Source organism: Corynebacterium lubricantis DSM 45231 (assembly GCF_000379425.1).
Classification (GTDB): Bacteria; Actinomycetota; Actinomycetes; order Mycobacteriales; family Mycobacteriaceae; genus Corynebacterium; species Corynebacterium lubricantis.
In genome coordinates this window covers 191107-207391 of record NZ_KB902181.1, presented here as the reverse complement: position 1 = coordinate 207391, position 16285 = coordinate 191107, and the positions used below count along the sequence as shown (strand labels likewise).

The following is a 16285-nucleotide window of genomic DNA, read 5'->3' as shown; positions in this document are numbered from 1 at the left end:
ACCCCAAACTTCCAGATCTATACGGGTTTGTCTAGGATGTAATCAACGATCTATACAGCTCGGTCTAACCGTGGGGCTCATTCTCTCGAGGCGACCGCTGAGAATCTGGGAGTTCTCGATGACCGTAACCATTGGCGTGGACGTAGGAACTCAAGGCTCAAAAGCCATTGTGTACACCACTACGGGGCTGCAAGTAGGGAAGGCGTATGCACCACATACCATCTCCTATCCAGGTCCGGGTCTGGCAGAGATGGATGCAAACCAACTTGTTGATGCCACTGTTTCTGCGATTAGCCAGGCGGTGAGAGAAGCCACCGAATCAGGAATTAATGTTGCTGACATAGCTGGCATCGCCTTATCCGGAATCTTGGTTGGCCAAGTCCTGCTCGATGAAGACTCCCGCGTGTTGTATCCAATTATTACAAGCTTGGATACGCGGTCTGCAGACCTTGCTGCGAAGGCCGCTCGAGAACTTGAACCACTATGGCTCCAGGAATCGGGTACCTCAACTTTGGATGCCTACGCAGCACCGTTCATGCTGGGTTGGGTGCGAGACAATGAACCCGAAATTTGGGCCAGGGTGAAGCGGACGGTCTCCGTCGCACCTTTCGTCTCCGCTCGTCTCGCGGGCTTGAGTCAATCCGAAATGTATACAGAACCAACCCATGTATCTGGGTGGATGGTTGGTTGGGATGCTTCTACCGGAGGGTTTTCTTCACACCAACTTGATGCTTTTGGAATTCCAGAGGACATTCTTCCCCCGATCGTGCCGTCGGATTCAATCATTGGGGAACTTACTTCAGAATTTGCGAACCTGACGGGAGTGCCTGCAGGAACTCCAATCGTTGCTGGGGCAGGTGATGTGATGCAGTCGAACCTAGCTTCTGGGCTTTTAAGAGCAGGCCAGGCCTGTGATTCTGCTGGAACCACTTCAATTCTAACGGTAGGTGTCGAAGGGATTATTCCTGAAGTAACCAACGTACCTGGGATGCTTTATTCCAACGGAACCTTGCCAGGTCAGTCGTTCTACTGGGGCTATATCCGAGCAGGGGGACTTTCCTTGAGGTGGTTCCGAGACCAAGTTGCAAATCTCGCACATGATGAACATGCGTATTCTGATTTCGACAGTTTGGCAGAAAGTGAAGAAGCCGGAAGTGGGGGAGTCTTGTTCCTGCCGTATCTGGCAGGTGGTAACCCTGATTCCCCAAATGCGTCGGGCACATGGCTCGGTCTACACTCCGGCACCAATACTGGCCAGCTGTGGCGTTCTGCACTGGAATCCATCGCCTTTGAGTATTCGAGCTACCTCGATGTTTTCCACCGAACCGGTACCGAGCTGGAAGAGGTGCTGGTCACCGGTGGAGGAGGCAACTCAAATGTATGGAACTCGATCAAGGCATCAGTGACCGGCATTCCATGGCGCAAGCCACCGCGCGTCGACGGCCCACCGTTAGCGAATGCGGCTCTGGCAAATGTCGCACTTGGATTATCCGAGTCGGTTGAGAAGCAGCTAATGGAATGGACTGCTGGCGGTGAAATAGTCCAGCCCAATCAATCTGACAACGCCTTGTACCAACAAGTAGGCGAGATTCGCACTGGGCTCTTGCGCGGACCAATGTTGGATGTATTCGAGCAGGTCCGAAATCTTCGGAAGCTCGGATAGAATTTAGAAATCACGTCGTCCACCATATTCAGAATTAGGGCGACAAATCATTCTGTGAAAGGAACTCTTATGACTTTGCTTGTGACATGGAACGTCAACGAACCCGAAACCGAAACTTTCCGCAGCCAGGAAAAAGAAGCAATTGCACAGCAGTTGTCGAAGCTGGGTGTCAGTTTTGATCAATGGGCAACGAAGGAACTACCTGAGGATGCGGACCAAGAGGCTGTTCTAGCGGCATACGAAGCCGAAGTGGAGGAGCTAAAGAAAGAACACAATTTCGTCACTGTCGATGTAGCCAAATTAAAGAATACGGGCCAGCCAAATTTTGCAGAAACTGCTGCTGGCGCCCGGGAAAAGTTCCTCGACGAACACACCCACTCTGACGATGAAGTGCGGTTTTTCGTCGATGGTCGTGGGACATTCTACTTGCATCTTGAAGACACTGTGCACGCGATTGTGTGCGAAGGCGGAGACCTAGTTTCAGTGCCTAAGGGTGCTACTCACTGGTTCGATATGGGGACGGAGAACCCAGATTTTACCGCAATTCGTTTCTTTCACGATGGTGAAGGCTGGGTTGGTGACTTTACTGAAGAAAAGCTCGAAGGCGAGCCAATCTCCACGAAATTCGCCACCCACGATGCACTTGTTGCATCGATGAGTTAATTGGTTTTCGCAATTCTGTTACGTCGCATGTTAGAAGCCAGCCCAAATGAAGGAGCGCGTGGATGAACATCCGTTTGCCTAGACCGACAACGATTGTCCTCGACATTGAGGGGACCACCTCATCGACATGGTTTGTCCATGAGACACTTTATCCCTACTCACGCGAGCGATTTTCGCTATGGTTGACTGACAAAGCAGACCATCCAGATGTACTGCGTGCCAAAGGGCAAATTATCGATGAAGCAGGACTCACTGAAAATCCGACAGTTGAAGATCTAGTTAATGCGCTTGAGGGCTGGCTCGATGGCGATCAGAAGCGAACTCCTTTAAAAACTCTCCAAGGTTTGATTTGGGCGGACGGATTTAATAATGGTGATCTAACAAGCCACTTTTTTGACGATTCGATTCCGGCGATCCGGAGTTGGTTTGCTGAAGGTATCGATCTGAAAATATTCTCTTCTGGGTCGGTTAATGCTCAGACCGCCTGGTTTGGAAATTCACCTGAAGGCTCCCTGCTTGAGATGTTTACCGGGCATTTTGACACTGAAAACGCAGGGCCAAAGAAACTTGCCTCATCGTATTCGACGATTCGTGAAGTCATTGGAGTTCCAGCAGAGCAGATTCTCTTCTTTTCTGACCTAGTTGAAGAACTAGATGCCGCCGGTGAAGACGGCTGGCAGACAGTCGGAGTTCGCCGTGAAGGGGATCAATATTACGACCGGGGTGTCGCTGGACATCCTGAAATTAGCAGTTTCGACCAAGTGGAGTGGAAATTATGAGTAAGCTTTCTGATCGTGTGTTCGGAGGCCCACTCGATGTGCGCTACGACGTAGTCATCATTGGCGGAGGTATCTCTGGTGTGCAGGTCGCACGTCATGCCGCTGGCCGCGGGCTCAAAGCACTGTTAGTCGAGCAGAACGATTACGGACATGCGACCTCGGCGGCTACAACAAAGGCAATCCACGGCGGGCTTAGGTATCTAGAGCAATACGACTTTGCCGTGGTGGCAGAGTCTGTTCGCGAACGCCGCTTCCTTACAATTGCAGCCCCTCACCTCGTGCAGCCCCGTAGTTTTCTATTAACAGCTTACGATTGGTCGAAGCCACCAGCGCCTATCCTTGGCGCCGGAGTCGGCCTGTATGAAGCCATGGCTCTTAACCGCAATGTTGGGGTCCCCCGAGATGTTCGCTCACCACGCTTCAAGTGGATTGGAAAACAGGCGCTGCTTAAACAGGTACCTTGGCTCCAGACCGATGGTCTTCAAGGCGCCTGGCGACATGACGATACCCTCAATCTTCATGCTGAACGTCTCTTGCTGGCGATGGTGAAGGACTTTGCCTCACTGGGAGGAACGGCAGTCAATCATGCTTCGGTAGTCAACATTGACCGAGAAGGAAGCGCGATTCAAGGTGTTGATATCCGCGACAACTTGAGCGGAGAAACATTCTCGGTCGCTGCATCCGCGGTGATTAATGCGGCGGGCCCTTGGGTTGCAGAAGCTCTTGGAAACCTTTCGGGACAAGCAGGCGTGCGAGTTAAGCAAGCGAAGGGTGTTCATTTGATCACCAAGGATTTGCAGACAAAAGAAGCCGTCTATGTCCGAGGACGCAATGGACGCCACATTGTGGTCAATCCGTGGGAAGGCCGCACCCTCGTCGGCCCGACAGATACCCCGACCTCGGGCGACCCCGATTCGACAACGACTGACGTATCCGACATCAACCTGCTGCGCGAGACGCTCGATTCCGTTTCGTCGCACCCGCTTACACGCGATCAGGTCGAGGACACGATTGTGGGTGTGCGTCCGCTGATCGATGACGGCAACGATACCTACACCTCGTCGCGACGCTTCGAGGTCCGCGACCACCAAGAACAGGGCTTGGCCGGCCTGTTCACCGTCACCGGCGGCAAGTGGACCACGGGCCGAGCGATGGGAGAGAAGGTCATTGACACCGTGGTGAAGGCCATGGCAGCGAAGCTTCCGCCGACAAAGCGTTTCGACGACACAAAGCGCCCACTGTCGAGCTCCTTCGGGGACTACGACACCGTCGCGGATGCGTTCACTGTAGCGGTGCAGGAACGCAGCGAGCTATCGCTCAGCCCTGCGGTGCGCGAGCACCTCGCGCGCCTCTACGGCACCGAGCACACCGAGGTCCTGCGCACCGTCGCCGAAGGAGAAGGGCTCGACGAACTGCTCTGGCCAGGAACCAGCAACGATATCGCCGCTCAAGCCGTGTACGCCGTGACCCACGAGCACGCACTGACCCTCGAAGATGTCATTGACCGCAGGCTCACCGTGGGCACCCTCGGCGCCGTCCCAGATCACGTCGTGGAGAAAGTGGCAAACATCATTGCGCCCCTGCTGGGTTGGGATACCGAGAAAGCCAGCGGTGTAGCAGCCGCTTACAACGGTAAAACTGCAGCACGCCACGACGTGATCGACCAGGCCTTTAGCGCACTCTAATTAGCATTCGGTGATGTTGACCGGGAACCCGAGCTGAGTGGCCAAGCCGCCGGTGGAGGTTTCCTTGTATTTGGTCAGCATGTCGCGCCCGGTGGCGGCCATGGTTTCAATGACGTTGTCGAGGCTGACGCGGTTGTTACCGTCGCCCAGTTTTGCCAGCCGAGCCGCGTTGATCGACTTGATGGCACCGATAGCATTGCGCTCAATGCACGGAATCTGCACCAAGCCTCCCACTGGGTCGCAGGTCAGGCCGAGATTGTGCTCGAGCGCGATTTCAGCGGCGTTCTCCACCTGGGAGGGGCTGCCCCCAAGGTAGGCACACATGCCGGCGGCGGCCATGGCAGAAGCAGATCCGACCTCGCCCTGGCAGCCCACCTCGGCTCCAGAGATCGACGCGTTGGTTTTAATAATCGCGCCTACCGCACCTGCGGTCAGCAGGAATTCCCGAGCCTGTTCGGCGGTGAACCCATCGGTGAAGTCGCGGCAATAGTGCATGACAGCGGGGATAATGCCAGCGGCGCCATTGGTCGGAGCCGTGACCACGCGTCCGCCAGCGGCGTTTTCCTCATTGACCGCCAAGGCATAAAGGTTGACCCACTCCATTGCGTCGAGGCCCCTGGGGCGATCGTCGGCATCTTTATCCAAAAGCTGTTGATGCAGTCGAGGTGCGCGGCGCTTCACATCGAGCCCGCCGGGCAGCGTGCCGTCCTTCTCGATCCCCGCGGCGACGCATTCCTGCATAGTCTCCCATACCTGGTCAAGGTGGCGGACCACGGTGTCCCAGCCGTCGGACTTGTGCAGGTACCTCTCATTTTCGGCCATCACATCGGCAATGGAGGTCCGCGACTCGTCGCAAAGCACAAGCAGATCGTCCGAGCATTCAAAGGGGTAGGGCACGTCCGCCTCGCGCGCGGCTGACGCTGCGCCTGCGGGCAACGGGCCCTGCAAGTGTTGTGCATCGATTTCCGCGCGGTCTTGGATAAATCCTCCGCCGAGCGAGAAGTATTCCATCCTTTCGGCGAGCACAGTTCCGTCCGCAGCTCGGGCGTCGAAATAGAGGCAATTCGGGTGTTCGGATACTGGCTGCGGGTCAAACACCAACGAATAGGACACCGTCCTGTCCGGGCCCGCGATGGTCCCACTGGCAGGAATCGGTGTGCCCAACACCGGCTCGACCTCGGGGCTCACGGTCGTCGGGGTGTATCCCACCAGCCCCAAGAGCGCCGCCCGGTCCGTTCCGTGTCCCACACCCGTGGCCGCCAGCGATCCGCGAAAGGTCACCGTGACATGCGCTGGGTCTTCAGAGAGCGTATCGACGAACGCCTGGGCAGCCCGCATCGGACCCACGGTGTGCGAGGAAGAAGGCCCGATGCCAATGGTGAACAAGTCAGTAACACTGATGCTGGTGGCAGACATGGAGGCACCCTTTCTCGTACATACTATTTACCGCGAATGTACCCGAAATAATTCCTAGATGGTGCCCAAAACCTCGTTCAGCGCCTCGGAGGAAGAGGGGTGGGTGTAAATGGAATCACGCAGCACTGTCGCCGTGACTCCTTGGCGCATAGCCAGGGAAACAAGGTTGATCACCTCTTGGGAATCAACGTGGAAGAGCGCTGCTCCGAGAATCGCATCAGTGTGTGCATCGACGATGATCTTGATCAAGCCGCGCGGGTCCTCGACAATCTTGGGACGAGGCATCGCCGCGATATCGGCGATCTTCTTCTTCGCTACCTTGATCTCAAGGCCTTGCTCGCGGGCCTGCGTTTCGCTGAGCCCAACGCGCGAGAACGGTGGGGTAGTAAACGCCGTGGAGGCCACGGCAACCCGATCCTTGGTCGAGCGCTTGCCGGTGCCCAAGAGTTGATCCTGCACAATGCGATTGTCGTCAAGGGAGACATAGGTGAACTGCGGGCCACCGTTGACATCACCTAGAGCATAAATGCCCGGTACCGAGGTTTCCAGGAACTCGTCGACCTCGATCGCCCCCTTCTCATTAGTGCTCACACCGGTGGCCTCCAAGTTGAGCTCGGCGGTGTTGGGGTGGCGCCCGAGTGCCAAGAGGACGGCATCGCCGCGCACCTCGTGCTCTTCGTCACCAATGGTGTAGGTGACGGTGGCGCTTGCCTCGTCGCTGTCGATGCGGACGACCTGTGCGCTATTGATAAATTTCACGCCGGTATCGCGGACGGCGCTGGCGACTTCTGCAGCCACGTCTTCGTCGTCACGCGAAAGAGGCCGCGCATTGCGATCGATGACTGTCACCTCCGACCCGTACTGGGCGAACATGGAGGCGAACTCGATGCCGATGTAACCGCCGCCGACGACGACTAGTTCTTTCGGCAGGTGTGCGTGTTGAAGGGTGATCGAGGTGTGAATGACACCACCGACCTCGGCGCCGGGAATGCTTGGAATATTGGGTGATGAGCCCGTATTGATAATGATCGTCTCCGCGGTGACGTCGAGTTCGTCATCGCCGGCGCTGACGGTAATGGTCTTGGGGCCGCTAAAGCGTGCCTTGCCGTCGAAAACCACTATCGTGTCGAGGTCAGCGAGCATGGAGTAGTTCTTCTGCCGCATAGCTGCTGTGAGGTTATCGCGGCGCTCCACGGAAGTGGCAAAGTAGGAAGGATCGTAGTCGTGGTCTGTGCGCGTCTCAGCATTGTGGATCAGCGCCTTGGTAGGAATGCAGGCCACGTTAATGCACGCGCCACCGTACATGTCCGATGATTGTTCGATCATCGCGACTTTCTTGCCTGCGCGAGCCAGCGTTCCGGCAAGGGTTTTTCCGCCCTTGCCCCAACCAATCACAGCGACGTCAAACGTGTTCATGAAATTCCTCCTCTAGATCCTGGTATGACCCTGGTATGACCTAGGCACGACGGTACTCCTGATTGGCCCCGGCGTGGCGAGGAGGAAAAGCTACGCGGAGAAAGTCACGCGCAGGCCCTTGGGCATGATGTGAGTGGCAGTAAATGCGGGGTTCGCCTGAATTTCGTGCCAGGTGTCAGCAGGTATAATCAGGCTCTCACCGGTGGCCAGCGGGTGCTCGGAATCGTCGAATACAACGACGCACCCGCCCTCCGTCACGATCAGAACCGACTCGGTGGACGCCTTATGGCGCGGCCAATTCACGCCTTCGCCGGCGACCATCTGTTTGGTATCAACCAGCTCACCTTCTTGAAGCGGCGTGACCTGGGGACGTTTCGCGGATGCCATGAGGGTCCTTAGTAGTAGAGGATGGGTCTACCGTCACCCTAGCCGTTACCGTCGTGGTCTTTGAGCAGTTCGGCGAAAGGCACCATGTCCTCTTCCAAATCAACGCCCGCTTTACGACGACGGTGGGTGCCCTGGCCCTCAGCCGTGGCACCGCCGAGTCCGCCCACTGCGGAATTCTGCGAGACAATAAGATCCGCTAGTTCTCCCGCGGCACGCGAGGCGCGCTGTTCGAAGGCCTTTCCTTCTTCGCCACCGAAGTCCTCGGTGGCTGCGAACAAGGAGGTTGGGACGACGACGGCCCTCATGTAGGTAAATAGTGGGCGCATTGCGTACTCGGTGACGAGAGAGTGACGCGCAGTGCCTGCAGTGGCGGCAATGATAGTGGGCATCCCGTTGAGCGCCTCGGTATCTAAGGCGTCGAAGAACATCTTGAACAGCCCGGAGTAGCTTGCCTTAAATACTGGGGTGACCACGATCAACCCGTCTGACTCGCTGACCTGGGTTTTGATCTCGTCGAGACGCTCCGATGAAAAGCCCGTGGTAAAGACCTGGGCGATGTCGTTGACGTAGCCGCGCAGCTCGATGTTTTGGATCTTGACGGACTCGCCGCGAGCGGAGACGGCTGCCTCAACGCGCTGCGAGACTGCATCCGCGATCTGGCGCGTCGTTGACGGGATGGACAGTCCTGCGGAAATGACGGTGACGGTATTCATTACTTGGTACCTGCCTCGCCTGGGTTGACCTTGAAGTGTGGTGCGTCGCGGTTTTCGCGCAGCGTTGCGAAGGTTGGAGGATCGGAAGGCACGTGGTCAGGGCGGCGTGCTTCCATTCGCTTGCGCAGCTCTGGAACGACCTGGGTGCCCAGGATCTCGATCTGATTGAGCACGACCTCGAGTGGAAGGCCGGCGTGATCCATCAGGAAGAGCTGGCGCTGGTAGTCACCGACCCAGTCAGCGAACTGCATGGTCCGGTCGATCACCTGCTCTACGGTACCCACAGTCAGCGGGGTCAATTCGGTGAACTCCTCCATGCTTGGGCCGTGGCCATACACAGGGGCGTTGTCGAAGTACGGGCGGAACTCCTTCTTGGCCTGTTCTTCGGTCTCTGCCATGTAAACCTGGCCGCCAAGGCCGACGATGGCCTGGTCTGCCTGTCCGTGACCGTAAGCCGCGTAACGCTCGCGGTAGATCTTCACCATCTGTGCGGTGTGTTCCTTGTTCCAGAAGATGTTGTTGTGGAAGAAGCCGTCACCGTAGAAGGCAGCCTGCTCCGCGATCTGTGGGGAGCGAATCGAGCCGTGCCATACGAACGGTGGGACACCATCGAGTGGAGCTGGGGTAGAAGTAAAGCCGTTCAGCGGAGTGCGGTACTTGCCCTCCCAGTTGACTACCTCTTCGCGCCACAGCCGGCGCAGCAGGTGGTAGTTCTCTACGGCTAGTGGGATGCCCTCGCGGATGTCCTTGCCGAACCAAGGGTAGACAGGACCGGTGTTACCGCGGCCCATCATGAGATCCATCCGGCCACCGGAGAGGTGCTGCAGGAAGGCGTAATCCTCGGCGATACGCACGGGGTCGGTAGTAGTAATCAGCGTCGTCGACGTAGAGAGCTGAATCTTCTCCGTCTTTGCCGCGATATAAGCCAGGTGGGTGGTAGGCGCCGAAGGCACAAACGGTGGGTTGTGGTGCTCACCTGTAGCGAAAACGTCGAGGCCTACTTCCTCCGCCTTGAGAGCGATAGCAGTCATTGCATTGATGCGCTCGTGCTCGGTCGGAGTTTTGCCTGTTGTCGGGTCGGTGGTGACGTCGCCGATGGTAAAGATGCCAAACTGCATTTATCTCATTCCTTCTGGTTGTGATGTTCTGTAACTAGCCTATTTGACATGTCAACAACTTTAAAGTTTATCTATTCCCGGAGTGTTGCGCGGTTTTTGAACTGGATACCGGAATGACTACTGAAGGGCGTTGCGAAGTGCGACAACGTCCGATCCGCCTACAACGCGAAGAGGCTTCTGCGTGTCCAACCCATGCTCGGTGATCACCGCTGCACGAGGCAGACCACGCTTGCCATCCGGAATCACCATGGCATCTAAAGCTTCCTGTGCCGTCGCATCCTTGGGCAGGAATACTGCACGGTCGTTGCTTTCGGCATAGTCCAACACCTCGGCAACCGAGCGCGCATCCAAATGATCGTTGTCGTCTAAATCGGCGGCTACCCAGCGGGCGACGGTGTTCGTGGTTAGCAGGTCAACGGCACGACCTTCCTTGTACACAGGGAACTGACTAATCTCGGTGTTCTTGATGATGCGGAGCACGTCGTGAATATCGTCATCTGGGGCAAACGTATAAATCTTCTGGTGCGAGCCCAACACCTCCAGGGCAAGGGGAGGATGCTGGAGCAGGTCCCGGATTCTCTCGATGTGCTCCACTGCTTCGGGCAGCGGCTCGGCAATCGGGCGCAGGTCCTTGGTATAGCGACCATGCGAGATCGCATTGCGGAGCTCCGCGAATTCCTTGAGGTCCTCGGCGTGGGTTTCTGATAACACGTGGCGCCGCTTCGCCTGGTCCACCATCCAGCGGAAGCTGTCAGATTTTTTCGCCCCGAGTTGTACCCGGAGATGGTCCTCGATGTCATTGAATGCGGCAAGAAAGGCTGTCGCGCGATTATCTGAACTGTTCATCGTCTCAAGTGTAGGCTGTTTTTCCATGCCAGTGTCCCGGGAAGAACTAGACCAGCTACTCAGCGCTAACGACGCACACCTCTCCCGGATTTCTGCCCTCCGCAGCCTGCTCACCCTCATCGAACGCTCCGGCGCCCAGGACGTGCCCAACTCCAAGATGACCTATCTCACGGAGGACGCAGACGGTCAGACCGCCTACCTGATTATCCCCAGCGAAATGAGTTGGCCACCCGGGCTCTATGCCTTCGCGGAACTCGAATCGCTGCCAGATGCCGCAGACAAGCTCGCGGCCTACCCCCAGCGCTTGGACGGAATCCCGCAACTAGCCACGCAAGCCCGCGACGCCGCGCCGGGATTTTTCGGACGCCTATTCGGCGGACGCAAGCTCCAGGAAGCACAAGAGGCCGCCCGCGCACTTTCGCGACGGCTCTCGGAAGGGAGCTTTCAAGCCTTAACACGCGACGTGGACACAATTTTGGGCCGCCTCGACCAGGCAACACGCTTGCAGGAATCAACAGGCGTGCACCTTCTCCCCGGTCCCCACGGCACGCCCGAGACGTACCTGCACGGGGCCAAGCGCGCCTTACAAAAGACCATTGGAACCGGAGGTGAGCTCCACTTCCAACAGGTCGACCCGACTCAAATTCGCTTTGTGCTCTCCAAAGCGTGGGAACTCAACAACGCGCCGGGCTCGGAACCAGACCTTCGTCGTCAAGCAGAATCTGCGCTGGCCGAACTCGCACGTGACCGTGCCGAAATCTTGCTAGCACAACTCCCCGTCGATGCTTTGCGCAGCGTTACCAACGAGCGGCTGCGGTTTCAGGGGCTGGAGGCTTCCGGCATTACCACGGTGAAGCAGGTGCTTGAATCGTCGATTAGCGACTTGACAGGGATCAACGGCATCGGCGAGCAGACCGCCCGCCGGATGAAGGCGGCCGCGCAGACGCTGAAGAACGAGGCGGAGGACCCCTCCTCGACGCGCATCGGCGACACCGCGACGGCAGCAGCGACGCGCCTGGTGCGAGTTTTGGCCACCTTTGATCAGATTGAGAAGCTGGGCCCGCATGATGTGGAGCGGCGCCGCCGGTTGATTTCCTATGCCGAGCAAATCCCGTTTTATAGCGCGGGCGAGGAATGGGTCGTGGCCACGACGTCGGAGGAACCGCTGGCCTGGCGCAATTTCAACGATGATATCGCCTGGGGTGCGGCACAACCGGGGCTGCTCGAGCCCGCGCGTTTCGTCGCCGTCGGCGACAACACCTGGGAGGACTATCTCACCCGCCCCGCGCACTACCAGGGACTGCTGGCCACGCTGCTGGGCCGCGAGATCGAGGGAGGCGACGATCTCGCCGGCGATGTCCTCGACCGAATCCGCGCGCTGCGCCTGGACGATACGCACCTAACCGATCTGCATCTGCGTGGCTACCAATCCTTCGGTGCGCGTTTCGCGCTCGTGCAAGAAAAGGTCGTGCTTGGCGACGAGATGGGGTTGGGCAAAACCGTCCAAGCTTTAGCCGCCGCGGCGCATTTGGCGGCGCAGGGCAAAAGCCGCACCCTTGTGGTCAGCCCGGCATCGGTGCTACCGAATTGGGTTCGCGAGGCGAAGCTTTTTACTGACCTGCCTGTTTTTGCTGCTCACGGTACCGACAAAGAGGACCAACTACGCGCCTGGGCGAGCGAAGGTGGCATTTGCGTGGTCACTTTCGACGGGGCGCGCACCATGGGGATCACCGAAGTTGCGGTACCCGACTTGCTTGTCGTCGATGAGGCGCACTTCATTAAGAATCCCGCCGCGGCGCGTACCCAGGCCGTGCGCGCAATCATCGACGCAGCACCGCATGCCCTGCTGATGACGGGTACGCCGCTGGAAAATCGTGTCGAAGAATTCGCCCAGCTGATCAGTTACGTCGCCCCCGAGCTGATCACCCGCGGAATGGAATCGATGAACGCCGCCAATTTCCGTGTTCGCGTCGCACCCGCCTACCTGCGCCGCAACCAATCGGATGTGCTTGATGAATTGCCGGAGAAGCTCGAACAAACCGACTGGATTGAACTGACCTCGGCGGACCGTCAGGATTACGAGCGTGCGGTGGAAGATTCCAATTTTATGGGGATGCGCCGCGCTGCCATGACCACTCTCAGCAGCGAGCCGGCAAAGATGGAACGCATTAAAGAACTTGTCGACGAGGCCGGCGAGGCAGGACGGAACGTGCTGATATTTTCCTACTTCCGCGAAGTTCTGGCATCTATTACCGCGGCACTTGGCGACCGCGTGGTCGGAGAAATAAACGGCTCCGTGCCCGTTCCACGGCGACAAGAGATGATCGACGAATTAGGTAATGCTGTGCCTGGGAGCGTCCTCGTCGCACAGATCACCGCAGGTGGAACGGGGCTAAACATCCAGTCGGCTTCCGTGGTGATTCTGGTGGAACCGCAGCTGAAGCCGTCAATTGAAGCGCAGGCCATTGCCCGTGTGCACCGGATGGGCCAAACCTCCACAGTCCTTGTTCACCGGCTAATCGGGGAGGACACCGTCGACGAGCGACTCACCGAAATGCTCGCGGGCAAGCAAGAGATCTTCGACGTCTACGCCCGGCCTTCGGAAAGCGCCTCAACCCACGATGCCGTTGACATTTCCGAGGCGCACCTAGCCGCTGAGATCATGAAGATCGAGCGGAAGCGGCTTGGTTTTGTGGACTAGTAGTTGAGCTTAAGCGGCGTAGTTACCGGTGTTGAGGTAGTCGCAGGAAGACATGTTGCCACTGTTGTAGCCCCGCAGGAATGCCTCTTGACGCTGCTCGGAGGAACCATGCGTCCACAGGTCAGGCTGGACTTCGCCGGTGGAGCGACGCTGGATATTATCGTCGCCGACCGCGCGTGCCGTGTTGATGGCGGATTCAACCTGCTCTGGAGTGACGGTTTGCAGCATTGCGTCCTGGCCCTCGTCGGCTCGGTTAACCCACATACCTGCGTAGCAGTCAGCCTGCAGCTCGAGAAGAACAGCGGTGGAATCCTCGCCCGGGTTGTTGTAGTCGATCAGGTCGAGGGTGCCTTCGATGTATTGGATATGGTGGCCAAATTCGTGGGCGACAATATACATCTGCGCTAGTGGAGCGTTCTCGCCACCGAGCTGTTCTAGTTGGTTGAAGAAGCTGACGTCGAAGTAGGCACTTTGATCGCCACCGCAGTAGAACGGGCCAGTATTGGCGGATGCATAACCGCAACCCGACTGGGTGGCGTCTTCGAAGACGACAAGTCCAGGTTCGCGGTACTCAAGGCCTGCCTGCTGGGGGAGAACCTCTGTCCACATTTGATCGAGGGATATTGCGGTGAATTCGACGCGGCAGTCCGCGTACTGGTTCGCGTCATCACCAGTTTGACAGTGTGCCAGACCCGGATCTTGTGCGGGATCTGCGGGTTGTTGTTGTTGGGCTTGGCCACCACCGGTGATTTGACCGATGTCGCCGGGATTCCCGCCAAGAAGCAAGAAGAGTCCAATGATGAGCAGGCCGCCGATGCCGCCGCCTGCGACGACAGAACCGGTGCGTCCGCCGCCACCCGTCCGGGCGCGATTGCCGGACTTCTGAATATCGCCTTTGAAAGTCATGGGCATATCATGCCATGCAATTTGCGTCATATACCGGTATGCAGCTGAAAAATAGGGGTGAGAGCGCAAACTTCTTACCCAAGGGGGTAGACTTTTCGAAGTTCAACATCCAACACGTGGAAGGACGTGCAAGAAACCGTGCTGCGCACTCACCTCGCGGGAGATCTCCGCAAAGACATTGCTGGCCAGTCTGTCACCTTGACTGGTTGGGTCGCTCGTCGCCGTGATCACGGCGGTGTGATCTTCATCGATTTGCGTGACCGGACTGGTCTCGCGCAGGTAGTTTTCCGTGAATCTGCAGTGGCAGAGGCGGCGCACGATCTCCGCAGCGAGTACTGCATTCAGGTCACCGGCATTGTCGAACCACGTCCAGAAGGTTCCGAGAACCCCAACCTGGCATCCGGCGAAATCGAAGTCAACGTTACTGAATTGACCGTTCTGAACAAGTCGGCTGCACTGCCGTTCCAGATCGAAGATGCTTCCAACAACGAAGTCGGCGAAGAGACACGCCTGAAGTATCGCTACCTCGACCTGCGCCGCGACCGTCAGGCGGAAGCCCTGCGCCTGCGTTCCGCAGCAAACCGCGCAGCACGCAACGTTTTGGACCGCCACGATTTCACCGAGATCGAGACTCCAACGCTGACGCGTTCCACCCCAGAGGGCGCCCGCGACTTCCTCGTCCCAGCTCGTCTGCGTCCAGGCTCCTGGTACGCACTGCCTCAGTCGCCACAGCTGTTCAAGCAGCTGCTCATGGTGGCAGGCATGGAGCGTTACTACCAGATCGCTCGTTGCTACCGCGACGAGGACTTCCGCGCCGACCGACAACCAGAGTTCACCCAGCTCGACGTTGAGATGAGCTTCGTTGACCAAGACGATGTGATCCAGGTTGCTGAAGAAATCTTGACCGATGTGTGGAAGCTGATCGGTTACGAAATCTCCACCCCAATCCCACGCATTACCTACAAAGAAGCAATGGAGAAGTACGGCTCCGACAAGCCGGACCTGCGCTTCGACATCGAATTGGTCGAGTGCACCGAGTACTTCAAGGACACCACTTTCCGCGTGTTCCAGAACGAGTACGTCGGCGCAGTAGTCATGGAAGGTGGCGCAAGCCAGCCTCGTCGCCAGCTCGACGCCTGGCAGGAGTGGGCAAAGCAGCGTGGAGCAAAGGGCCTTGCCTACATCCTCGTGGGCGAAGACGGCGAGCTGACTGGCCCAGTGGCGAAGAACATCACCGAAGCTGAGCGCGCAGGCATCGCTGAGCACGTTGGCGCAAACCCAGGCGACTGCATCTTCTTCGCAGCTGGCGAGACCAAGAGCTCCCGCGCGTTGCTGGGTGCTGCACGTGGCGCTATCGCTGAGAAGCTCGGCCTGATCAAGGACGGCGACTGGGCATTTACCTGGGTCGTCGACGCCCCAATGTTCGAGCCAGCAGCAGATGCCACTGCTTCCGGTGACGTGGCCTTGGGCCACTCGAAGTGGACCGCTGTGCACCACGCATTTACCTCGCCGAAGCCAGAGTTCATGGATTCCTTCGACAAAGAACCAGGCGAGGCACTCGCGTACGCCTACGACATTGTCTGCAACGGCAACGAGATCGGCGGCGGCTCCATCCGTATCCATAACCGCGACGTGCAGGAGCGCGTATTCGACGTCATGGGTATCGGTGAGGAAGAAGCTCGCGAAAAGTTCGGCTTCCTGCTCGACGCTTTCGCCTACGGCGCACCACCTCACGGCGGTATTGCTTTCGGTTGGGACCGTATTGTCTCGCTGCTCGGTGGTTTTGATTCCATCCGCGACGTCATCGCGTTCCCGAAGTCCGGTGGCGGTGTCGATCCTTTGACGGATGCGCCTGGTGCAATCTCGCCAGAGCAGCGCAAGGAGACGGGTGTGGATTACAAGCCATCCAAGGAAGAAGTAGAAGCCGCTGCGGCTAAGTAGGGACGCGCTTCCTACAGCCCCAACACGCTGACCTCCCAGCTACTTGAAGGT

The 16285-nt window shown here is 57.9% G+C and carries 13 protein-coding genes; 6 read left to right on the top strand and 7 right to left on the bottom strand.

All coding sequences use genetic code 11. The features are described 5' to 3' along the window. The first annotated feature begins 118 nt into the window (after nucleotides 1-118). The 4 genes from A37O_RS0100995 (at nucleotide 119) to A37O_RS0100980 (ending at nucleotide 4790) form a co-directional block, all read left to right on the top strand. On the top strand, nucleotides 119-1663 hold the full coding sequence (locus A37O_RS0100995; RefSeq protein WP_018295627.1) for a xylulokinase: 1545 nt from the start codon (nucleotides 119-121) through the stop codon (nucleotides 1661-1663). 69 nt (nucleotides 1664-1732) lie between these two features. Next, nucleotides 1733-2326, top strand: coding sequence for a 1,2-dihydroxy-3-keto-5-methylthiopentene dioxygenase (locus A37O_RS0100990; protein WP_018295626.1), 594 nt, complete (start codon nucleotides 1733-1735; stop codon nucleotides 2324-2326). A gap of 62 nt (nucleotides 2327-2388) precedes the next feature. After that, a complete protein-coding gene (mtnC, locus tag A37O_RS0100985; RefSeq protein ID WP_018295625.1) occupies nucleotides 2389-3105 on the top strand; it encodes an acireductone synthase in 717 nt (238 codons plus the stop codon). After that, a complete protein-coding gene (locus A37O_RS0100980) occupies nucleotides 3102-4790 on the top strand; it encodes a glycerol-3-phosphate dehydrogenase/oxidase (RefSeq protein ID WP_018295624.1) in 1689 nt (562 codons plus the stop codon). Before mtnC ends, A37O_RS0100980 begins: the two co-directional genes overlap by 4 nt. Here A37O_RS0100980 and A37O_RS0100975 read toward each other — a convergent pair whose 3' ends face one another. The 6 genes from A37O_RS0100975 to A37O_RS0100950 all read right to left on the bottom strand — a co-directional run bounded on the left by A37O_RS0100975 (nucleotide 4791) and on the right by A37O_RS0100950 (nucleotide 10686). Then, complete coding sequence (locus tag A37O_RS0100975) at nucleotides 4791-6206, bottom strand: L-serine ammonia-lyase (RefSeq protein ID WP_018295623.1); 1416 nt, start codon at nucleotides 6204-6206, stop codon at nucleotides 4791-4793. It lies immediately after the preceding gene. Between the two features lie 54 nt (nucleotides 6207-6260). Beyond that, nucleotides 6261-7622, bottom strand: coding sequence for an FAD-dependent oxidoreductase (locus tag A37O_RS0100970; protein ID WP_018295622.1), 1362 nt, complete (start codon nucleotides 7620-7622; stop codon nucleotides 6261-6263). Between the two features lie 90 nt (nucleotides 7623-7712). Beyond that, nucleotides 7713-8009, bottom strand: coding sequence for a cupin domain-containing protein (locus A37O_RS0100965; RefSeq protein WP_018295621.1), 297 nt, complete (start codon nucleotides 8007-8009; stop codon nucleotides 7713-7715). 38 nt (nucleotides 8010-8047) lie between these two features. Further along, nucleotides 8048-8722, bottom strand: coding sequence for an FMN reductase (locus A37O_RS0100960; protein ID WP_018295620.1), 675 nt, complete (start codon nucleotides 8720-8722; stop codon nucleotides 8048-8050). Further along, nucleotides 8722-9840 (bottom strand): LLM class flavin-dependent oxidoreductase, encoded by a 1119-nt coding sequence (locus tag A37O_RS0100955; protein WP_018295619.1) that lies wholly within the window; start codon nucleotides 9838-9840, stop codon nucleotides 8722-8724. The genes A37O_RS0100960 and A37O_RS0100955 overlap by 1 nt, the downstream gene beginning before the upstream one ends. Before the next feature lie 117 nt (nucleotides 9841-9957). Then, nucleotides 9958-10686, bottom strand: a complete 729-nt coding sequence (locus tag A37O_RS0100950; protein WP_018295618.1) for a CBS domain-containing protein — start codon at nucleotides 10684-10686, stop codon at nucleotides 9958-9960. A gap of 25 nt (nucleotides 10687-10711) precedes the next feature. Here A37O_RS0100950 and A37O_RS0100945 point away from each other — a divergent pair, with 25 nt between their 5' ends. After that, complete coding sequence (locus tag A37O_RS0100945; protein ID WP_018295617.1) at nucleotides 10712-13387, top strand: DEAD/DEAH box helicase; 2676 nt, start codon at nucleotides 10712-10714, stop codon at nucleotides 13385-13387. A gap of 9 nt (nucleotides 13388-13396) precedes the next feature. On the opposite strand, the gene ypfJ is transcribed toward A37O_RS0100945, so the two are convergent. Continuing rightward, complete coding sequence (gene ypfJ / locus A37O_RS0100940; RefSeq protein WP_018295616.1) at nucleotides 13397-14293, bottom strand: KPN_02809 family neutral zinc metallopeptidase; 897 nt, start codon at nucleotides 14291-14293, stop codon at nucleotides 13397-13399. 138 nt (nucleotides 14294-14431) lie between these two features. Between ypfJ and aspS the strand changes: the two genes are divergently transcribed. After that, nucleotides 14432-16234 carry an aspartate--tRNA ligase gene (gene aspS / locus A37O_RS0100935; protein WP_026196018.1) on the top strand — a complete coding sequence of 601 codons (1803 nt, stop codon included), beginning with the start codon at nucleotides 14432-14434 and terminating at the stop codon, nucleotides 16232-16234. The last annotated feature ends 51 nt before the right edge of the window (nucleotides 16235-16285 follow it).